Genomic DNA, 21,813 nt, shown 5'->3' with positions numbered 1-21,813 from the left:
TAATAAATATTGAGACTATGACAAGTACTTTCACAGCATTAGGTGTAATGGATGCTATCCAAGAAGCCTTAAAATCACTAGAGATTACTTCTCCTACAGATATACAGCAGCAGGCTATACCTGCAATGCTCACGTCTAAAAAGGATGTCATAGCGCTCGCACAAACTGGGACTGGAAAAACGGTAGCCTTTGGGGTACCGTTATTACAGCTTATAGATCGCACTAACCCAACTACGCAAGCAGTTATTCTTGTTCCTACAAGGGAATTAGGGCAACAGATACAATCTAACATTGCGGCACTTGCTGCACATCTTCCTGAGGTAAGCACTGCCGTTTTTTATGGAGGTGTACCTGTAAAAGATCAAATAGAACGACTTAAGGAACCTGCTCAAATTATTGTAGCAACACCTGGACGTCTTATAGATCTTATGGAACGCCAGGCTATCAATATTACGCAAGCAAATTATCTTGTGCTTGATGAGGCAGATGAGATGGTAAGCTCTCTTAAAGATAGTCTAGATACGATTGTTACTGCTATGCCTAATAATAGAAGGACTTTTCTATTATCTGCTACCATGCCAGGAGCAATCAAACAAATAGTTCAAAACTATCTTTCTAAGAACCCAATAGAAGTTAGCGCTGAAATTGCAACCCTAGGTAGTCAGAAAATTACACATGAATATGTAGTTGTTGAGCCTATTGAAAAACTAGATGTTTTAATGCATTTCTTGAACTCAAGAATAGGGCAGAGAGGTATCATCTTTTGTAAAACAAAAGCAGCAGTTAATAAACTAGCCAAAAATCTAGCGATTAATAAATTTTCCTCTGGCGCAATCCATGGAAGTTTAAGCCAGCCTATACGTGACCGTATGATGGGCCAGTTTAGAGAAGGGCACATTGACATTCTTGTAGCAACAGATCTTGCTGCTAGAGGTATTGATGTGAAGGGTGTTGAATACGTAGTAAATTACCACCTTCCAGAATTTTACGATATGTATGTACACAGAAGTGGTCGTACAGCTCGTGCTGGTGCAACTGGATATGCACTTACTATTTTACAAGAAGAGGAAGTAAAAGAGATTCCTGAGTTTGAACATGAGCTTGGTATTTCTTTTTCCGCTTTCGCGAAAGCATCACCACAACAAATTGAGGATAATAATACGGTACTTTGGGCCAAGAAAATCTTCAAAACCAAGCCTAACAGAGAAATTGCTGCAGAGCTAAAAGAAAGCGTTCACGCAGTGTTTCATCACTTGACAAAGGAAGAACTTATTGATAAACTTATGGCAGAGCGCATTGCATCTGCTCTTAAAAGTATCGAACCTAAGGCACTTCCAAAAAAGAAGAAGAAAAAATAAGTTTTAAAGACAAGAAGCTGTTGTTTTCTTCTGTTAAGTCGGTTTAAGTATCCAAATTACCATAGCTTAGCTTTTACATTAGTAATTTCATATCTTAAAATGATGAAAAAACAACTATTCATAATTGTTCTGCTGTTGTCTTACGGCGTTTCTTTTGGACAAGAAATCACACGTGATAAGTTTAATGATTCTTTACAAGGATTGCCTTCATTTTCTAGTTACCAAGACAATTACTTTGTAACGGGCTTACCTACTAATAGAGATATAGATCGCAATAGCGCAGATGCTAAGTATCAAGTAAGTTTCAAACAGATAATCTCGAGAGATTTACTTCCCTTCGAGTCTTATTTATACTTGACGTATACACAAAAGGCATTCTGGAATATTTATAAGGAGTCATTACCTTTTAGAGATGTTAATTTCAATCCGTCTATCGCGATAGGTAAAGCGATTTTCAATAAGGATAATCAATTAAGAGGTATAGCATCACTTGAATTTGAGCATGAATCTAACGGCAGAGACAGTATATCTTCTCGCAGTTGGAATCGTATTACCGCTGGATACACAACACCTCTTTTTAAAAATACTACAGCACGATTTGAGCTCTGGTTGCCTTTTGGTTACCAAGAAAGTAATGCAGACTTATTAGAATATGTAGGAGTAGGGGAAGTGCATATTAATCATGAGATTAAGCATGATAAGCTCACGTTAAATCTTATGCTACGTAAAGGACTAGGTTTTGATGGCAGAGGTGTAGTGCGCTCTAGATTATATTACAACCCTTTTAAAACAAGTAAACTTAACCAACACATCATGCTTGAGTGGTATTTAGGTCAAGCAGAGTCATTACTTGATTTTCAAAAATCTAGTAGTATTATCAGACTAGGCTATGTGATTAAGAGTACAGAGTTTAATTGGTTTAGGAATAGGAAATAGAAGCTTTTCTATAAAACAGAACCAGCTATCCAGTCAACTTAGAGCGCTTGTTGATTTAAAGAGCTTTCAATAAGATTGAGGAAAACAACAATAATCTATAGCTTAATCCTTAAAGCTCCACCTGCTGTTCTATACATATCACCTTGAGTAAGTCCGCCAGTTCCTGCAGCAGCATCACTTGCAAAAACAGGCAACCCAGAAAAGTTAACATCCACCGCTTTTATCTTACCGTTAACTTCTAATTTTTCTGTGAGAACAGCGTTTCCAGTATTTACCCCAACATTTCCATTGTCATCAATACGAACTCTAAGTTTATTGTCGATAGTACCGTCTGTTGAAGTGTGAAAGTCAATACGTCCTGGCATGTCTGAGGCTCCAGTAAGATTATTTGCCATAGAACCCATTCTTATAGCAGATGCATTTCTGTATGCAGTACCATCATATCCTTGAGCTTCCATGTTATAGTAATTTGCATTAGCCTTACCAGAAACGGCTTGTGGATTGTTTTGTGTTCCAAAAGCACTACGGATGTGAAATGAGGTAATATTGGTACCATAACTGTGAGCATCAAAATCTGCATCACCACTAAAGTTGTCATCACCATGAATTTCCAAGGCTTCTCCTGGATTATCTGTTCCTATACCTACATGTCCATTTTTTAAGATGGTTAGTGCATTATTGAATGTGGTAACACCACCAGTTCTAAAACCGTTTCCTACACTAAAAATTCGATCTTCACCTACGGTTAATGATGTGGATGCAGGTGTATAATCTGTGTTGTATAAACCAACGGCAACTTCACTATAAGAACGCGCAAGCAAGTTATTACCTAAAGCAACACTACGATCACCATTAGCTCTATTAACATTTCCCATAGCAATAGCTCCTTCCTTATCTGCAACATTCGTAAATCCAAAGGCAATACTATTTAGTCCAGAAGCCTGATTAAGACGTCCTAAAGCAAATGAGTTCTCACCAGAAGCGGTACTTGTATTTCCAAGAGCTACGGAATGCAATCCAGTGGCTTTACTAGCAAGAACACCAGCCATTGCATACTCACCGCTTGCAACATTTCCTCTACCAAAAGTTGTTGCATAAGCAGCAGAGGATTCGTTAATGTACCCGAAACTAGTAGCATTTGCTCCTGATACTGTATTTTCACGACCTATCGAGACTGCATAATCTCCAGAAGTGTCACCACCACGTCCTATGTTTGTCGAAAACGTTCCACTAGCTACGCTATTAAAGCCTAGTGCGACGCTGTAATTTCCTCGGTTTGCATCATCCCATGAGTCATCATCATTATATCCAGCTCTAAAGGCTCCTCTACTTTTATCAAAAAATAGACGTCTATCATCATCACCTCCAGCGATATTTTCAAGAGTAGTGCTTCCTACTACAAAGTCGTCAACCTTTCTATTTGTGGTATTTCTTATAACACCACCTATACTTATAAACTCTCCCTTATTATCAATAGGCACCCATATAGTTCCATCAAAATACCAAAATCCCTCATTTCCATCATCTTGAAAAACCAACAGTCCTTTTACTGGAGAGTCAATATCTTCTTTCTCAGTTTCTGTCATTCTTGGAATGAGAATTCCAGCTTCTGTGGAAGTGATATCGAGCATACTTGATGCGTCTGGAGAGGTAGTACCTATTCCAACTTGCCCAGTTAACGTTAAATTACCGAGTATGGTGCAAGCTAATGCGAGTAGGTGATTTTTGTAGTTCATAGTGTAATCTTAAAATTCAATGTGTTGATTTGGGATCCTAACATTACACGCAAGATACGCATAACACACATTTTTTTAATGTAAGAATATGCTTCTTGGTATCAAAGGAATTCCTTATATAACATGATGAATATCTCATTATATCAGACGTAATACACATATTCATCAAAACATCAAATTTTAAATTTACAAAGTGCTGATGTAAAACTTTTTACAGTGGCCCTAAAATATTAAATATTTACACTTTACTTAATTTAATTACATTTGAGAATGATAAAAAATCTTCTTTTTCTCCTCGTAATCGGTTTAATTTCATTTTCTGCCTCTGCTCAATCAGATGTACCTTCTCAACAATTTTGGGATACGCTCAAGGCGCATTGTGGTAAAGCATATCAAGGAGTACTTGAAAAACCTAAAGAAGATAAAGCCTTTGGAGGTAAACAACTCACTATGCATGTACGTTCTTGCAATGAAAACGAGATTAGAATTCCGTTTTTTGTAGGTGATGATAAGTCACGTACGTGGATACTTACTATGAATGACGGTATTATCTCATTAAAACATGATCATCGTCATGAAGATGGCAGCGAGGATGACGTAAACTTCTATGGAGGTACTGCTAGTAATGCTGGAAAAGCTAATATTCAATTTTTTCCTGCAGATGTCCACACACAGCAAATGATTCCGGGAGCAGCGACTAATGTATGGTGGATCACCGTAGATGAAACTTCATTTACATATAATTTAAGAAGACTGGGTACAGATCGACTATTTACAGTGGTTATGGATCTCACAAATCCTATAGAAACTCCAGACGCACCTTGGGGATCAGAAGACTAATTTTAATTCTTACATTGATTGTATCCAGATTAAAAGTATAACATTATGAAAAATCTCATTTATTCGGCAATCATTGCTGTTTTGGTAATTTCTTGCAACACTAAGAATGACGGTCAAGACGAAGCTCAGAAAAAGCAACAAGCTATCGCCTTTGATGGTATAGATACTTCCATTGCACCGGGAGATAATTTCTACAATCATGTCAATAAAACATGGTATGACAATGCCGTTATTGCAGATGATCAAGTAGGAGTAGGAGCTTACAGATTTTTAAACATTCCACAGCAAGAGTTATTAAAGAATATCTTAGAAGAAGTCTCAACAGAAACACATATCAAAGGTTCTGTAGAGCAACTTGTAGGTGATTTTTATGCTTCAGGTATGGATACTTTGAGTATTGATAAACGAGGGATTGAACCTATGAAACCTATTCTTGATCGAATTGAGTCTATTAGTAATGTTTCAGAGATGATGCACTTTGTGAGCACGCAAATTATGAGCGGAGATTATTCGGTGGTAGCTCCTTACATATCTCCAGATCAAAAAAATAGTAAGATTAATATTTTGCATGTTGGTCAGACTGGTTTGGGATTACCTGACCGTGATTATTATTTCAATGAAGATGGCTCGTCAAAAGCAATTCAAGAGGCTTATAAAAAGTACTTAGCTACACTATTTGAATTAGTGGGTGAGGATAACGCTTTCGCGAAAGCGGAAACAGTATACAGCATAGAACAACAACTTGCTAGCGCTCATAAAACACGTATCGAGCGCAGAGTCATAAAGGATAACTACAATAAGTTTTCAGTTGAAGATCTAGCAGCTAAACAGCCTGCTATAGGTTGGTCAAAAATGCTAGAGAACTTAGGAGCAAGCGTAGACTCGCTTGACGTTAGACAGCCCGCATATTATGATGCATTAAATAGCATGTTATCAAGTGTGCCACTAGCGGAATGGAAATTATATCTAAAAGCACACTCTATAAGCAGTCATGATACTATGTTGAGCACTCCATTTCAAGATGCGGCATTTGCTTATACTAAGGTGATATCTGGACAGTCTGAGCAACAATCTCGATCTAAACGTATGGTGCGCAATGTAGACAGGCAAATAGGGTTTGCATTAGGACAACTATACGTAAAGCGTTATTTCAATGAGGATGCCAAAAAGAGAGCGCTTGAACTTGTAAATAATTTTCAAAGCGCACTTGAAGTTCGCATTGAAAACTTAGCATGGATGAGTGATAGTACCAAAGTAAAAGCTAAAGAAAAGCTATATGCCATCAACAAGAAAATAGGATATCCAGATGTATGGCGCGAGTATAATGTTTCAATCGACAGAGGGCAGTTTTTTGAAAACGTAGTAGACTTGCGTGAAGATAGTTATGACTACGAACTTAAACAATTGAATAAAGCGCCTAATCGTGATGAATGGGGTACAACTCCATCCACTGTTACAGCATATTATAACCCATCTCTTAATGAAATAGTGTTTCCTGCAGGAATCTTACAGCCGCCTTATTTTGATCTTTATGCAGACGATGCTGTAAATTATGGAGGTATAGGTATGGTAATAGGACATGAGTTTACACATGCTTTTGATGATCAAGGAGCGCAGTATGACAAAGATGGAAATGTAACAAACTGGTGGACGGATGATGACTACACAAAATTTAAGGTAAAGACGCAGCAAATTATCGAGCAGTATGATTCTTTTACCGTTTTAGACAGTGTGCATCTTAAAGGAGCACTCACAGTAGGTGAGAACACTGCAGATAATGGCGGAATCGCAATTGCTTATGATGCTTTTAAAATGACGGAGCAAGGAAAAGATACTATCTCTATAGGCGGATATACTCCTAATCAACGTTTTTTCATGTCTGTAGCTCGTATATGGAGAGTAAAGACAAGAGATGAGTATTTGCGTAACTATGTTGCTACAGACCCACACTCACCACCTATGTGGCGTGTAAACGGCCCATTAATGAACTTTACGCCTTTTTACGAAGCCTTTAATGTTACTGAAGGACAAGAGAACTTTAAGACCGAGGAGGAGCGTATAGAAATTTGGTAAAAAAAATAGGGTATGCTTTCGCAAAAGCATACCCTACATTATTTCTATTGTAATTCTTATCTAAGCTTATTTTTGCTCACTTGGCACAATATACACATCATTAATATTGACACGCGCTGGCTGGCTTAAAGAGTAGTAAATTGCATTTGCAATATCCTCTGCTTCTAGCGTTGTCATTTCTTGCATTCCTTCCATTATTTCCTTGACATCCTCATCTGTGATTGTCTCAGTAAGGCTAGTGCTTACTGCGCCTGGCTCGATAGAGGTAACATTAATTCCATATTCTGGAGCTAACTCTTGACGTAGTCCTTCAGAAAACATCTTTACGGCGCTCTTTGTAGCGCAATACACAGCTCCACCTGGAAAATAGCGGTGTGCTGCCATGGAAGAGATGTTTATGATATGGCCTCCTTTATTCTTTTTAAGTTCTGGTAAAACGGCTGCAACTCCATTTAATACTCCTTTTATATTTACATCTACCATTTGCATCCACTCATCTGTTTTGAGCTTTTCTACAAAAGATAATGGCATTAATCCTGCATTATTAATAAGGCCGTCTACTTTGCCATATTCTTTTACCGCGGCAGCAACACCTTTATCAAAATCTTCTTTGCTTGTTACATCACCTGTTGCTACAATCGCTTTTCCACCATTATCGGTAATTGCTTTTTGTAGCTCTTGCAATTTATCTTCACTACGAGCCATTAATACCACATTTGCACCGTGTGATGCTAGTTTGTGTGCGGTTGCTTCACCTATACCACTTGATGCTCCTGTTATGATTATTGTCTTATTTGTAAGTTCCATAATTTTGTTTTTTTTATAAAATTAAGTGGACTTTACAGCTTTACCATGGGTCTTAATGGTATTTTAAGAAGGTGATAAGAGTGTTTTAACGCATTAGAGCATTGTAAAATGAGAAGATGCAATTAATGATATAACGATATATTTATATTTTCAAATAACTGATAATCAATACTGTTTATTGCTTTTTGGTGAGAAGCTCTTCTAGGGTTTCCCAGACAGTTTCGGCAACAATCTCATGACCTTCTTCTGTAGGATGAATACCATCATTTTGATTAAGGGCTTTAATACCGCCCACGTCTTTTAAAATAAAAGGAATCAAGCTTATATCATTTGAGGTAGCAAGTTCTAAAAACATGTTTTTGAAATTAGATGTATACACTTCTCCAAAATTAGGAGGCAGTTGCATTCCAGCAAGAACAATAGTAGTAGACGGACTTTTGGCACGTACAGCATCAATAATAGCTTGAAGGTTTTCTCTGGTTTCTTCTACAGCAACGCCTCGTAAGCCGTCATTTGCACCAAGTTCGAGCACAAATACATCTATTGGTTGGTTGAGGATCCAATCTATCCTGCTTCGACCACCTGCACTGGTTTCTCCGCTTAAGCCTGAATTTATCACCTCATAATCTAAGTTTGAACTGTCTATTTTATTTTGGATGAGTGCTGGATAGGCATCATTTGTATCATCTAGGCCATAGCCAGCAGTAATACTATCTCCAAAGAAGAGCAGAGTTTTATTTGAATCATGTACCTCTTCTTGAGAAACCGCTATTGTGGGCTCTTGTACAACTTGTTCTTTTGTAGCCGTATTACTGTTACATGAAGCCAATGAAATCGTCATTATAACAAGAATAAACTTTGTGATAATGTATTGTAGCGACTGTGGGCTTTTTAAAGACCATTGTGTTAATTTTATAGAGAACATAATTAGTTGTATTTATTTAAGGAAGCATGTCAAAGATATTAAAGATAAGCGGGCTAGAAAAGACGTATACCAGCGGCTCAAAACAGCTCACCGTATTACAAAATATAGATTTTGAAGTAGAAAAAGGTCAAACTTTTTCTATCATAGGTCCGTCAGGTAGTGGTAAAACGACTCTGCTAGGTTTATGTGCAGGTCTTGACCAGCCTAATGCTGGTACTGTTGAGTTATGCGGTCATGACTTAAGTGCATTAAACGAAGATGAGCGTGCTGCATTACGCAATAAAGAAGTAGGTTTTATCTTCCAGAATTTCCAACTATTACCAACACTTACTGCCATAGAGAATGTGAGTGTACCTCTTGAACTTCAGGGAGACAAAAGTGCGTCTATACGTGCAAAAGAACTACTAGAGCAAGTGGGTCTAGCTGATCGTATAGATCATTATCCTTCCCAACTTTCTGGTGGAGAGCAACAGCGTGTCGCTCTTGCACGAGCTTTCGTAAATAAGCCATCAATACTTTTTGCAGATGAACCTACGGGAAATCTTGATGAGGAAACTGGCGAAAAAGTGATAAAACTCCTTTTTGAACTAAACAAAAGTGCCGGAACTACCTTAGTGATTATATCACACGACTTAGATCTAGCAAATAGAACTCAACAAATCTTGAGATTAAAAGGAGGTCAAATTTTAACTAACGAACGCACCACAGCATCTTGAATAATCGAAAACTAATCACTAAGGCAGCTACAAGTTGGTTGTTTAAAATGGCATGGCGGGATGCTAAGGCAAGTAAAGTGCGTTTGTTGCTCTTTATGGCTTCCATCATATTGGGAATTGCAGCGGTGGTTTCCATTCAGCTATTTAGCCAGAATCTTACAGAAAATATACAGCGACAATCTAAAACCCTCATGGGGGCTGATTATATCATTGACAGTAGACAAGCTCCAAGCGAGCGTGCTCAAGCTATCATAGACTCGCTTCAACCAGATGCATCAGAGGTAAACTTTGTATCTATGATTGCGTTTCCTAAAAATGGAGGAACAAAACTGGTACGTGTAAGAGGGCTAGAAGGCGATTTTCCATTCTATGGAGCTATGCAAACTAATCCCGTAAACGCAGGAACTAGTTATCAGGGTAATGGCGGAGCTCTCGTTGACGCAACTCTTATGCTACAGTACAATGTGGTTCCTGGAGATTCTATCAAAGTAGGGTCGATCACGTTGCCTATCATTGGGGAGTTAATATCTATGCCAGGAAGCAGTGCTGTATCAAGTTCTGTTGCACCGCCCGTAATAATCCCTAATCGTTTTATTGCAGAGACGGAGCTATTGCAGTTTGGTAGTCGTAAGGAATATCAATTTTTTTATAAAGCACCGTCCATAGATCTTGAAGCTTTAGAAAAAAACATAGATCCAATTCTCAAATTAGAAAATGCGGACATAGATACCCATACAAGTACCAGTGCGCGCTTAGGACAGCGATACGAAAATGTAGGAGCATTTCTCAACCTTGCAGCATTTATAGCACTTTTATTAGGATGCGTAGGCATCGCTAGTTCTGTAAATATCTATATCAAAGAAAAACTGAAAGCCATCGCTGTTTTGAAGTGCATGGGAGCATCTAGAAAACAGAGTTTTTTAATTTTTCTGATACAAATAGCTGGCATTGGATTAATAGGTGGAATCATAGGCACCATCATAGGCGCAGGTCTACAAGAGTTATTCCCTTATATCCTACAAGAGTTTTTACCTTTTGATGTGACCATAAATATTTCCATACAGCCACTCATCATGGGAGTATTACTTGGTTTATTTATGTCTGTTTTATTTGCGCTATTACCACTTATTCGTACTTGGTATGTGTCTCCATTAGATGTGTTAAGAGTGACTGAAACATCTAATCAAGAAAGTGCAAAAGCTAGATTAGTGGTCGTAGGGCTTATTTTGGTATCACTGTATTTATTTTCCTTTTGGTTATTAAAGGATGGTTTATTCGCACTCGCTTTTGTAGGCGGTGTTGTCGTGACATTTGCTGTTTTAGCTGGAGTAGCAAGAGGTACTATGCTCATCGTTAAGAAGTACTTCCCCAAGAAAGCGTCATTCACCATGCGCCAGAGTCTCCTCAATTTATACCGACCTAATAATCAAACTTTAGTATTACTAGTTGCCATAGGTTTAGGTACTTTTTTAATAAGTACGCTTTATTTTACAAAGGATATATTACTTGCCAAAACGGAAGTAGGCAACACCTCAAATAGTGCAAATATCATTACGCTAGACGTCCAGCCAGATCAAGTTGAGGAGGTAGCCACTACTTTCAAAACTAATGACTTACAAGTTATTGATAATATTTCGCTAGTGACTATGCGTATGCACAGTATTAATGGAATTCTAGTAAACACCTTACGTACAGATAGTACCGCACAAATACGTAAGTGGATTCTCAACCATGAGTTTAGAACTACTTACAGGGATGAGCTTATAGCTTCAGAAGAAATTGTGGAAGGGGAGTGGATAGACGCTATAGCACCTAACGAACCTATAACAATTTCCATCTCTGATAATCTTGCAGATGATGCAAATGTGACTGTAGGTGATCCTATTGTTTTTAATGTGCAAGGAGTGCTTATGGAAACTACCGTGGGAAGTATTCGCAAGGTTGATTGGGCACGATTACAACTCAATTTCTCCATCGTTTTTCCTAAGGGTGTACTTGAGAATGCTCCTCAGTTTAATGTGTTAACCACGTATGCAGGTACTAAAGAAAAATCGGCGGGATTACAGCGGGATTTAGTCACGGCATTTCCTAACGTCTCAATTATTGATTTAAGACAGGTTTATAATGTGGTAGAAGATATCTTGAGCAAAGTGTCGTGGATAATCAATTTTATGGCATTCTTTAGTATTCTTACAGGGATCATCGTACTTATAGGTTCTGTACGTACGAGTAAATATCAACGCATTAAAGAAAGCGTACTACTGCGAACATTAGGTGCAAAAAACAAGCAGATTCTTAAGATTTCGGCATTTGAGTACTTCTTTTTAGGTGTTTTGGGAAGTTTAGTTGGGATCTTACTGGCATTAGTGAGTAGTTTGATGCTAGCAATATATGTCTTTAAAGAGCCATTTGTCCCATCTTTAATCCCATTCCTAGTATTTCTACCTGGCATCACATCATTGGTTGTGTTTATTGGCCTTAGTAATATAGGAGGTGTATTGCACAGTTCTCCCCTTGAGGTGCTCAGAAAGGCGGAGTAGGAGATAGTAACGATGTATTCTGTTTTTACGCTTTCGCGAAAGCGTAACCCTTCTACAGCAAACAAATTAAAAATTATCACACTTTACCGCATAAAAAAAGGTTGCCAAACGGCAACCTTTTCACTTGTAAGAAATACATCAATTACTTGATGCTCTCTAATAATTTTTCAGCTACTAGTTCTGATGAAGCTGGGTTTTGCCCTGTAATAAGGTTTCCATCTTGGATTGCATATGCAGCCCAATCTTCCTTTTTAGAATAGATACCACCGTTTTTAGTTAGCATGTCTTCTACTAAGAAAGGTACTACCTCAGTAAGTTGTACAGCCTCTTCTTCAGTGTTAGTAAATCCTGTTACTTTTTTACCTTGTACTAATGGGTTTCCATCAGTTCCTTTTACATCTTTTAATGCAGCTGGAGCGTGACATACGAATGCAACTGGCTTATCTTGACTATTGAATTTTTCAATAAGTGCGATAGACTTTGCGTCATTTGCAAGATCCCATAATGGTCCGTGACCTCCTGGGTAAAATACAGCGTCAAAATCGTCTGCATTCATATCTGCAAGTACTTTAGTGTTTGCGATAAGGTTTTTTGCAGTTTCGTCTTTGTCAAAACGCTCTGTAGCTTCTGTTGCAGCGTCTGGAGAGTCACTACTTGGATCTATAGGTGCAGCTCCTCCCTTTGGAGTTGCGATTGTAATGTTTACACCTTTGTCAAGTAACGAGTAATATGGCGCAGCAAATTCTTCTACCCAAAATCCTGTTTTCTTTCCAGTGTCTCCTAGTTGGTCGTGTGATGTTAATACAAATAAAACGTTCATTTCTTTTTCTTTTTTGGTTTCTGTTGTTACTTCCGAAACTTTTTCAGAAGTTGTTTTAGTTTTTGATTCCTTACAGCTTGTTGCTGTGATAATAGTTAGCACAAGTGCTAGTGATTGTATAATCTTCATAATTGTTATTAGTAAGCCATTTTGACTATTTTCTCCACATTATCTGGAGTTAGTGATTGGTGTTCTCCTAATCCTTCCCAGCCACGATCTGTAAATCGCTTAGAAATTTTCTCAGCAGTTCCTTCGTAATCTTCTGTGTAATCTGAGAGCTTCGTATCTATTCCTAATTCTTTAAAGAAAGCCTCTGTCTTTTCGATAGCAGCATAAGCTTTGTCATCTATACTACCTTCTGTTACATTCCATACACGTTCTGCATATTGAGCCAATTTCTCTTTTTTAGCTTCAAAATTAAATTTATAGTGACTAGGAGCAATAACTGCTAGCGTGCGTGCGTGATCAATACCAAACATTGCTGTAAGTTCATGACCAATGGCATGTACCGCCCAGTCTGTAGGAACTCCTTTTTGAATTAATCCATTAAGAGCCATGGTACAACTCCACATAAAATCTGCTGCGGCTTTGTAATCTGTTGGGTCTTTAATAACAGTAGGAGCTACCTCGATTAATGTTTGTAAGATACTCTCGGCAAAACGATCTTGTAAACGCGCACCTATAGGATACGTCATATATTGCTCAAGAACGTGAGTAAATGCGTCTGTAAGACCATTTGCTAGCTGGCGTTCTGGAATAGAAGTAATTACCTGCGGATCTAAGATAGAAAATACTGGAAATAATCCTGGACCTCCCATAGCAAGCTTCTCTTGCGTTTCCTTTCTCGTAATTACAGATCCTGAATTCATCTCAGATCCTGTAGCTGGTAGTGTTAATACCGTTCCAAAAGGCATTCCTTTCTCAGTTTTGATATTCTGTGTAAGAATATCCCAAGGCGTATCTCCTTCATAAAGAGCTGCTGCAGATAAAAACTTAGTTCCATCGATTACAGAACCACCACCCACAGCAAGTAAATATGTAATTTCTTTGTCTTTAATTACCTCTAACGCTTCCATAAGTACTGCATACTCAGGATTTGCAGGGATACCTCCAAACTCAGTAACATTTACATTTGATAGCGCTGTTTTTACTTGGTCATAAATTCCATTTTTCTTGATACTTCCACCACCATATAATAATAGCACTTTGGCATCTGCAGGAATTTCTTCACTCAGCTTTGCAATCGTATCCTTTCCAAAGATGACTTTAGTCGGATTCTTAAATTCAAAATTGTTCATCGTACTTTTCTTTTTCTTTTTTCTTTCAATAATCTTTAGATCTTTACGACCATTTTCCCTTTGTTTTTGCCTTCAAATAAATCAATAAAAGCTGTTGGGATATTTTCAAAACCTTCTACTACTGTTTCCGTGTAAGTAAGTTTACCTTCAGATAACCAAGTAGCCAGTTGTTTCATAGCCTCAGGAAATTTCTCTGCATAGTTCGAGACAATAAAACCTTGCATTAGTGCGCTATTTTTAACTAAAAACGGCTGTACACTCATACTCATAGGTATTTCTGTATTGTTGTACACAGAGATTGCTCCACAAATAATCATTCTTGCAAAACGATTAATATTTACGAGCACTGCGTCAGAGATGGGTCCACCTACATTATCAAAGTAAACATCTACACCATCTGGCGCTGCAGCTTTTATTGCCGCCGCCATATCATCTGTAGTGTTATAATTGATAGCTGCGTCAAAGCCAAATTTATCTTTAAGCATTGCTACCTTCTCATCGGTTCCAGCAATTCCTACTACACGCAGTCCTAAGATTTTTCCAATCTGTCCTACAACGCTACCTACAGCACCAGCTGCACCAGAAACAACGAGCGTTTCTCCAGCTACAGGTTTTCCTATTTCATGTAACCCTAGAAAAGCTGTTAGTCCAGTCATTCCTAAAATACCTAGGTACGCACTTAATGAAGCTTTTGATGGATCTACTTTAAGCAATCCTTCTCCAGTGTGCACTTGAGCAGTTGCCCAATCTAGCATTCCCGAAACATAATCACCTTCTTTAAAAGCGTCATTATTAGATGCTGTTACTTTTGCAACTACACCAGAGTGTATAGGTTTACCTATTTCAAAGGGTGCGATGTATGACTTTGCATCACTCATTCTACCTCTCAAATAAGGATCTACAGAAACATATGCTGCTTCTACTAAGATTTCACCAGAACCAGCAGATAAGTTTTTTTCATCTGTAACAAATTCAAAATTTGATAAAGATGGTGTTCCTTCTGGTCTACTTTTTAATAATATACTTTTAGTCATCGCTATATCTTTTTACTCTATTACAGTCACCATATCTTCCATAGGCTTTCTCACCTTTACAAGATTTACTAGCCAGTCTTCATCTTCTTTTCTATATCCTAAAGGAAGTAATACTGCACTACGTAAACCCTTTTCGCGTAAGCCTAATATTTTATCTACTTCTGTAGCGTCAAAACCTTCTAGTGGTGTTGCATCTACATTTTCAAAAGCTGCAGCGATGATTGCATGCGAAAAAGCGATATATGCTTGTCTCGCAGCGTGCTCAAAGTTTTCTTGCTCATCTTTTTGTGGGTAAGAATCTAATAACATCTGGCGGTAGTTTTCCCATCCTTCATTTTTAAATCCTCTTATATCATTAGTAAGATCAAACATGTAGTTGATTCTCTCAGGAGTATATGTATCCCAAGCAGCAAAAACTAACAAGTGTGAGCAATCCGTAACTACAGACTGGTTCCATGCTACAGGTCTAATTTGTTCTTTGATGTCTTGGTTTTTAATCACCATAACTTCAAAAGGTTGTAGTCCGCTCGAAGTAGGAGCAAGTCTTGTAGCTTCTAAAATTCTTTCAATTTTATCTTCGGCTACTTTTTTACCATTCATTGCCTTTGCGGCATATCTCCAGTTTAACTTATCTAATAAATCCATATTCTTATTATTTGGTTTCTTGTTGTTTTTTATTGACATACTTTAATACTACTCCATGCAGATTGATAAGCTTCTTCCATGTGCGTTTTATCTAATTGAAATGCTCCTCGCTTTTGGGTCATCATTAAAAATGAAAGCGGATTAATTGCATATGCGTATAATATAAAATCTGATAATGGTTTGATAATTCCTTCCTTTTTACCGCGTTCCCATAAGTCGAGTAGGGGCTGTAAGTGCTTTATTCCTTCTTGTCTGCTTTCCTCATCAATCATAGGAGTGTTATCACACTGAGCAAGAAACATTGCTTTCTCACATTCCTTTAATTTAAAATCTGCAATGCGCTTCCAGATGTACTCAAAACCTGATTCTACTGGCAGCGTGGCGTCGTAAGATGCAAATGCATATTCTGTATAAGAAGCCTTAACTTCTATATATGTTTTATTTACTAAGTCTTGTTTGTTTTCAAAATATAAATAGATAGTGGCAGGAGAAACGTTTGCCATTTTGGCTATTTTACTCATAGGTGTAGCATGAAAACCATTATTGTTTACAAGCTCTATGGTCGCCTTTACAAGCGCATTACGTTTATCTATACTTTTTTGAAGTTTGGCCATATTATTTTATTGCTGGTGCAAAGATAGTATCAAAAATGAACGTTCATTCTTTTTTAACAAACATTTAATTTAAGACCAGAAATAGATATAAAAATTATCCTTTTTAAATAGAGCTGGTTTAAAAGATAGGAAAGGGGATAAGTAGGATGTTACGCTTTCGCGAAAGCGTGAAAAAAGCACACTATTTAATTAAGTTTAAGCATGAGCTACAGGCTAACATAAGTCTGTTATAACCGAACAGCACCTCACTAAGAATACAAAATAAGGAAGACACCAAGCAAAATACCTGCGAGCGGAACTAGTTTCTTACGTTTATTCTTTTCCTTGAATACAAGACCACCTATAACTACGGCAATGATAAGTTGGCTACGTTTTATTGCAGAGAGTAACATGATAAGCGCATCTGGATCTTGTAGCGCTTTAAAATAAAAATAATCGGCGGTTTGTAGTAGTACACCTACTGCTATAATGGTCCACCTAAAGGTAAAGGCTTGTCTTTTTTTGGCTTTGGGAAACCAAGTAATCGCTAGAATGGCTAGTAGCATTAAAATAGTATACCAGCAAAACCAAAACTGCAACGTTTGAGGATTAAGAGATAGATTCTGAATTAAGAACTTGTCGTACAATCCGCTGGAGGCTCCTAGGAAAGTAGCACCTATAATGGCAAAAATCCACTTATTCTTTCTAAAGTGAATCCCTTCTTTCTTACCAATATTTGCATAAAGAATTACTGATAGAATAATCACAAAGAAACCTACCCATTGTAGAGCATTAGGTTGCTCTCTATATATAAAAATAGCACCTATAAATGTAAAAAACGGTCCAGCAGATCGTATAGGAGTTACTATGGTGATAGGTAGGTGCTTTAAAGCTTGATATGCTAGAATCCATGAGGCAGTCATAATCATGGATTTGATAATGATAAAACCATGCGTTTTCCATGGAATAGGAGTGATGTAAAACCCTATTTCCTTAGTGTATTCTGGAAAAAATCTTGAACCTATAAAAAATGGAAGTATTAATACAAAACCAGCGCAGAGTGTACCTAACAATACAGGTAACACTTCGTTACCTTGTACTGCATGTTTCTTTGCTAAGTTGTGTAATCCAAGAAAAAGTGCGGCTAGTAAGCCTAAATACATCCACATGGCGCGAATATACTTTTTTGCGAGATTTTAAAGCACTTACTATTTAATTAGTTGGCTTTAATAACCTCATATCATATAGACCTTCATTAATTTGTAAATCCAGCAGGAAGAGGAGCCGTACCAGTACTTGAAGTTTCCATATCTACATTAACCTCGTTAAGTGTTTTAGTAAGTAATCCTTTGCGGTATAAAGCTACATTGAGAATCATATCAATATTATTTTCTATAATAGTACCCAAGCCAGTATCAATCTGAAATGATGAGTCGTTTACAATAGCTCTCAAAAACCATGTATTGTGTGTGGCGTGTTTATAAGCATACACCTGATAACCCTCTACATTTAAAACAGATGAATTACTTCCCAACAATACGTTATAGTTATCGCTTCCCACTCGCTTAAAGAAAAAACTGTGTACAACCATTTCATATTCATCTACAGGGACCTGAGTATTATAATCTTGTAAGCCATCATAAGATAAATCTGTAAATTCGAATTGCACATTGTTAATAGGCCCATATTTTGCAATATCAATGTCATACTGTAACATATCATTAGCAGTAGAAACAACAAGTAGATTTAAACCCCTTATTTCTAAAGAGTTTCCTGGGTTTTCTAGTGTTAATGTCTGATCTACAATTACATCACCATCTACGTCAAGTATTGCTGAGGGATTAGGTTTATTTATTCCTACCTGAGCGCGCATTGTAGATATGCAACATACTGCTGTAACCAGCACTAAAGAATATGAAAGTAATGAAGTTCTCAATTTAAATCAGGTATTGATGAAGCTGTACCGCTATTTGAGGAGCCTAAGTTAGTAATGATTTGTGGTAGTTCTCTGTAGTAAGATTTATCATAGATAACTAGCGTGACCTTATAAGTAACCGTACCACCTGCAAGTGGATCTAGCTCTCTGTTTCCAATTTCAAGGTGCCAAGAATCTCCACTTTCAAAGGTTCTTATAACAAATGTACCCATAGATCGCACCGTAGGGTTTACAGTAGTTTTACTAACTCCATCACCTATATATTGAAAATTTGCAACAGCGACGATATACTTATTAGTCTTAAATTGTAAATCGACATCAGTAAGGTTATCACCATCTAGGTTTGAGAATGTATAGTTGACAACATTGATAGGAGCTGCAGAAACTTCTGAAACATCAAGCTTTGTAACAAGTCCAGGAGGATTACTAGTAGTAATATGAGTCACTAATTCAAAATCTTCTTCTGCAGCAGAAACCGTTCCCAGCTCTGCCGTTTTAAAAGCGTCTTGCACTAGTAAATCACCTGCGATATGTAAATCTGCTTGAGGATTTGTTGTTCCTACGCCTACTTGAGCATGGGCAAGTGATGAGAATAAGATTAACAATAATAGAAACGTTCGCATAATTAATCTATAAATGGTGTTGCAGCCGCGTTTGTAGTTCCTCCGCCCATTGGGACTGAGATGACACCAAATTGCTTAGTTAAATCCTTAGAAAAAATCAATGTTTGTATTTCCCACTTAGAATCTGCTGTATCAAAGTCGTTTGCCACACCAGGATAATCTGCAATGATATGCCAAGTCCCATTTTCGATAAAAGTAGAAGTATAGGGTAAAGAGAATTTGTCTTGTTCTATTCCGACAAGTACGAGTTGATTGTTAAAATGCGCAGAAGCCACGATAAGTTCATAATCTGTAGCCGAAATGCCTGTGTCAAAATCTCTTACCCAGTCTAAGTTGGGATTTTCTATAATATATGTCTGTATATAACCTAATGCCGCACCAGAAGGATTTTTGGGATCAAGCTTAATAATAAAGTCACTGTCATTTTGAATTAGAAAACTCGCTTCATCGCCATCTGCAATTGGTGGCAATTCTGATATTACGGTTTGTTGAGTAACTACCATATCTCCTGCAACTTCTAATGTTTTACGAGGAGTTTGAGTATTAATTCCAACCTTCTGACCAAAAACGGAGGCGCTAAGTATTGAAAATAGAAAAAAAACAGTGTATTTTTTAATCATTCAGATTTGATTGATGAGTGCGCAAATATGCGTAAATCAGACGAATAACCGAAAATAACACACTCTTTCCAATGGCGAAATTATCTTTTTTAACAGAAAAAAATAATTTCCTTTAAATTATTGCTTTTCGTCGTAAAATTTCTGCTATTCGTCTGATTGTAAAATTGTAACAAGACATATGGAAATATTTTGTTTTAGTACATATGTAATCTTTGAGCCTAGCAACCGTATATTTTAAATAGTGTGAATGGTTTAATAACTAAAAATAAATAATGCTTTGTAGATTTTTAACTATTATTTGGTAGCGTTACGCTTTCGCGAAAGCGTAACCCAAATACATAATATAACACCCACTTTTAAAGAAAAGGTCAAAAGAGTATAATTACCTTTGCAAAAAATCTGTTTGCAGTTCATTATGCCCGAAGATCAAAGTAAAAACACCCAAGATAAAATTCTCTCTCAACAAGAAATTGATGCATGTATTAATACATTGCAGCAACTAGTAGCCGATACGAATCAGCTTTTTGAGCTTCCAGAAGAACAGCGCACAGAGCTTCTCAAAGCTTCAGGAATGTTATCTCGTCCTAATAGAGATGAGTTTCAGCGTAGGAGGAAAGACGCAAAGAAGGCTGCTAAACGTAAGATGATTACTAGAGATAAGCACGCTCGTAAAACCACTGGAATACGATCTGCTAGAGAAGCTTCGCTTTTTGTTGCTCCTAAGTTACTGGGCGCAGCTGCAATCCCAGAAGACACTCCAGAACTTGAGTCTCCAAGAAATTGCTACGTGTGTAAAACAGTGTATACAAAGCTGCACCACTTTTATGACACCATGTGTACTTCATGTGGTGATCTGAATTATGCAAAACGCTTTCAAACAGCCGATTTAAACGGGCAAGTAGCTGTAATAACAGGCTCAAGATTAAAAATAGGTTATCATATAACTCTCATGCTATTGCGTTCTGGTGCGACGGTGGTGGCAACCACACGTTTCCCTGCAGATAGCGCAATACGATATGCAAAGGAAGAAGATTATGGTGACTGGAGCGATCGCTTGCATATCCATGGTCTTGACTTACGTCATATACCCAGTGTAGAGATATTTTGTAATTATATAGAGCAGAAATATGATAGACTAGATATCTTAATTAATAATGCGGCACAAACGGTGCGTAGGCCATCTGGATTCTATTTCCACTTAATGGAAAATGAAAAACTACCCGTTGATCAACTTCCTAAGCTCGCACAACCACTCTTACAAGATCACATAACCTGCTTGCAGGAGTTATCAGACTTAAGTGTGAGTACTGCAAAAACTAGTAAGAATAATGTATTGCCAGTTACTTGGCATGGACCTGAGCCAGGAATAGGACTGCGCAACTCGGCAGAGCTTTCTCAGATTCCTTACAGTTTTGATAATTCGTTACAAACTAGCGAAGTCTTTCCAGAAGGAAAACTAGATGCAGATTTGCAACAAGTTGATTTACGTAAGACTAATAGCTGGCGTTTAAAGCTGGGCGAGATAGAAACGACAGAGATGGTAGAGGTACAGCTTGTAAATGCTGTAGCGCCTTTTGTATTATGCAATCGCTTGTCTAACCTTATGATGAAGGAAAATACTGGACAAAAGCATATCATAAATGTATCTGCTATGGAAGGTAAATTTCACCGCTTTAAAAAGGAAGATAGACACCCACATACTAATATGGCAAAGGCTGCTTTAAATATGCTTACACACACGTCTTCTGCCACTTTTGCTAAGTCTGGGATCTATATGAACGCCGTAGATACGGGCTGGGTGACAGATGAGGACCCTGCGGAGCTATCAAAAAAGAAAGTAGAAGTACATGACTTTCAACCACCATTAGACATCGTAGACGGTGCTGCTAGGGTGATGGACCCACTTATTGATGGTATCAATACAGGTAAGCATTGGTCAGGAAAATTTTTAAAAGACTATTTCCCTATAGATTGGTAATTAAAAGTTGTATTTTTACCGCGTAATTGAATATCGATTACTAATTATTAAATAAATATTATTATGAGTAACGGAACAGTAAAATTTTTCAACGATACCAAAGGATTTGGTTTTATTACAGAAGAAGGTGTTGAAAAAGACCACTTTGTACACATTTCAGGATTAATCGATGAGATTCGCGAGGGTGACCAAGTTGAATTTGATCTTCAAGAAGGTAACAAAGGTTTAAACGCAGTAAACGTAAAAGTTATCTAATACATACTTTAAGTTTTTAAAAAAGCCCATCTATTTATTTAGATGGGCTTTTTGTTGTTATGGACTTTTTATGCTTTCGC

The 21,813-nt window shown here is 37.4% G+C and carries 20 protein-coding genes; 8 read left to right on the top strand and 12 right to left on the bottom strand.

Annotation, left to right across the window (positions count from 1 at the left end):
* The first annotated feature begins 17 nt into the window (after window positions 1–17).
* Window positions 18–1,358 (top strand): DEAD/DEAH box helicase, encoded by a 1,341-nt coding sequence (locus ACJJVU_RS09790; protein ID WP_405224750.1) that lies wholly within the window; start codon window positions 18–20, stop codon window positions 1,356–1,358.
* 99 nt (window positions 1,359–1,457) lie between these two features.
* Window positions 1,458–2,294: a phospholipase A gene (locus ACJJVU_RS09785; protein ID WP_405224747.1), complete on the top strand. Its 837-nt coding sequence runs from the start codon at window positions 1,458–1,460 to the stop codon at window positions 2,292–2,294.
* 95 nt (window positions 2,295–2,389) lie between these two features.
* Here the strand turns inward: ACJJVU_RS09785 and ACJJVU_RS09780 are convergent, their stop codons facing one another.
* On the bottom strand, window positions 2,390–4,030 hold the full coding sequence (locus ACJJVU_RS09780) for a hypothetical protein (RefSeq protein WP_405224744.1): 1,641 nt from the start codon (window positions 4,028–4,030) through the stop codon (window positions 2,390–2,392).
* A gap of 270 nt (window positions 4,031–4,300) precedes the next feature.
* Here ACJJVU_RS09780 and ACJJVU_RS09775 point away from each other — a divergent pair, with 270 nt between their 5' ends.
* Both ACJJVU_RS09775 and ACJJVU_RS09770 read left to right on the top strand, forming a co-directional pair.
* Window positions 4,301–4,870: a hypothetical protein gene (locus ACJJVU_RS09775; protein ID WP_298325043.1), complete on the top strand. Its 570-nt coding sequence runs from the start codon at window positions 4,301–4,303 to the stop codon at window positions 4,868–4,870.
* Between the two features lie 45 nt (window positions 4,871–4,915).
* Window positions 4,916–6,943: a M13 family metallopeptidase gene (locus tag ACJJVU_RS09770; protein WP_405224741.1), complete on the top strand. Its 2,028-nt coding sequence runs from the start codon at window positions 4,916–4,918 to the stop codon at window positions 6,941–6,943.
* A gap of 66 nt (window positions 6,944–7,009) precedes the next feature.
* Here ACJJVU_RS09770 and ACJJVU_RS09765 read toward each other — a convergent pair whose 3' ends face one another.
* Together ACJJVU_RS09765 and ACJJVU_RS09760 are read right to left on the bottom strand one after the other, a co-directional pair.
* A complete protein-coding gene (locus ACJJVU_RS09765) occupies window positions 7,010–7,750 on the bottom strand; it encodes an SDR family oxidoreductase (protein ID WP_405224738.1) in 741 nt (246 codons plus the stop codon).
* 175 nt (window positions 7,751–7,925) lie between these two features.
* On the bottom strand, window positions 7,926–8,675 hold the full coding sequence (locus tag ACJJVU_RS09760) for an arylesterase (protein ID WP_405224735.1): 750 nt from the start codon (window positions 8,673–8,675) through the stop codon (window positions 7,926–7,928).
* 26 nt (window positions 8,676–8,701) lie between these two features.
* Here ACJJVU_RS09760 and ACJJVU_RS09755 point away from each other — a divergent pair, with 26 nt between their 5' ends.
* Both ACJJVU_RS09755 and ACJJVU_RS09750 read left to right on the top strand, forming a co-directional pair.
* The gene (locus ACJJVU_RS09755) at window positions 8,702–9,391 is read left to right on the top strand and encodes an ABC transporter ATP-binding protein (RefSeq protein ID WP_405224732.1); all 690 of its coding nucleotides are present in this window, start codon (window positions 8,702–8,704) and stop codon (window positions 9,389–9,391) included.
* Window positions 9,392–9,438: 47 nt separating this feature from the next.
* The gene (locus ACJJVU_RS09750; RefSeq protein WP_405227496.1) at window positions 9,439–11,931 is read left to right on the top strand and encodes an ABC transporter permease; all 2,493 of its coding nucleotides are present in this window, start codon (window positions 9,439–9,441) and stop codon (window positions 11,929–11,931) included.
* A 142-nt stretch (window positions 11,932–12,073) separates the two neighbouring features.
* On the opposite strand, the gene ACJJVU_RS09745 is transcribed toward ACJJVU_RS09750, so the two are convergent.
* The 9 genes from ACJJVU_RS09745 to ACJJVU_RS09705 form a co-directional block, all read right to left on the bottom strand.
* Window positions 12,074–12,880, bottom strand: a complete 807-nt coding sequence (locus ACJJVU_RS09745) for a type 1 glutamine amidotransferase domain-containing protein (RefSeq protein ID WP_405224729.1) — start codon at window positions 12,878–12,880, stop codon at window positions 12,074–12,076.
* 8 nt (window positions 12,881–12,888) lie between these two features.
* A complete protein-coding gene (locus ACJJVU_RS09740) occupies window positions 12,889–14,049 on the bottom strand; it encodes an iron-containing alcohol dehydrogenase (RefSeq protein WP_405224726.1) in 1,161 nt (386 codons plus the stop codon).
* A gap of 35 nt (window positions 14,050–14,084) precedes the next feature.
* Complete coding sequence (locus ACJJVU_RS09735) at window positions 14,085–15,083, bottom strand: NADP-dependent oxidoreductase (RefSeq protein ID WP_405224723.1); 999 nt, start codon at window positions 15,081–15,083, stop codon at window positions 14,085–14,087.
* A 12-nt stretch (window positions 15,084–15,095) separates the two neighbouring features.
* Entirely contained in the window at window positions 15,096–15,728 is a 633-nt protein-coding gene (locus ACJJVU_RS09730) for an NAD(P)H-dependent oxidoreductase (RefSeq protein ID WP_405224720.1), read from the bottom strand.
* A gap of 29 nt (window positions 15,729–15,757) precedes the next feature.
* Window positions 15,758–16,342, bottom strand: coding sequence for a TetR/AcrR family transcriptional regulator (locus ACJJVU_RS09725; RefSeq protein WP_298325070.1), 585 nt, complete (start codon window positions 16,340–16,342; stop codon window positions 15,758–15,760).
* Window positions 16,343–16,590: 248 nt separating this feature from the next.
* The gene (locus ACJJVU_RS09720; protein ID WP_405224717.1) at window positions 16,591–17,490 is read right to left on the bottom strand and encodes an EamA family transporter; all 900 of its coding nucleotides are present in this window, start codon (window positions 17,488–17,490) and stop codon (window positions 16,591–16,593) included.
* An 86-nt stretch (window positions 17,491–17,576) separates the two neighbouring features.
* Window positions 17,577–18,257, bottom strand: a complete 681-nt coding sequence (locus ACJJVU_RS09715; RefSeq protein WP_339844468.1) for a hypothetical protein — start codon at window positions 18,255–18,257, stop codon at window positions 17,577–17,579.
* On the bottom strand, window positions 18,254–18,880 hold the full coding sequence (locus ACJJVU_RS09710) for a hypothetical protein (protein ID WP_405224714.1): 627 nt from the start codon (window positions 18,878–18,880) through the stop codon (window positions 18,254–18,256). Before ACJJVU_RS09710 ends, ACJJVU_RS09715 begins: the two co-directional genes overlap by 4 nt.
* 2 nt (window positions 18,881–18,882) lie before the next feature.
* Window positions 18,883–19,500, bottom strand: coding sequence for a hypothetical protein (locus tag ACJJVU_RS09705; protein ID WP_339844465.1), 618 nt, complete (start codon window positions 19,498–19,500; stop codon window positions 18,883–18,885).
* Window positions 19,501–19,915: 415 nt separating this feature from the next.
* Between ACJJVU_RS09705 and ACJJVU_RS09700 the strand changes: the two genes are divergently transcribed.
* Window positions 19,916–21,478 carry an SDR family oxidoreductase gene (locus tag ACJJVU_RS09700; RefSeq protein WP_339844463.1) on the top strand — a complete coding sequence of 521 codons (1,563 nt, stop codon included), beginning with the start codon at window positions 19,916–19,918 and terminating at the stop codon, window positions 21,476–21,478.
* Window positions 21,479–21,541: 63 nt separating this feature from the next.
* Complete coding sequence (locus ACJJVU_RS09695; RefSeq protein ID WP_298325079.1) at window positions 21,542–21,733, top strand: cold-shock protein; 192 nt, start codon at window positions 21,542–21,544, stop codon at window positions 21,731–21,733.
* Window positions 21,734–21,813: the final 80 nt, after the last annotated feature.

The organism is Dokdonia sp. Asnod1-B02, assembly GCF_045063955.1.
GTDB lineage: Bacteria > Bacteroidota > Bacteroidia > Flavobacteriales > Flavobacteriaceae > Dokdonia.
This window is presented reverse-complemented; position numbering and strand designations above follow the sequence as displayed.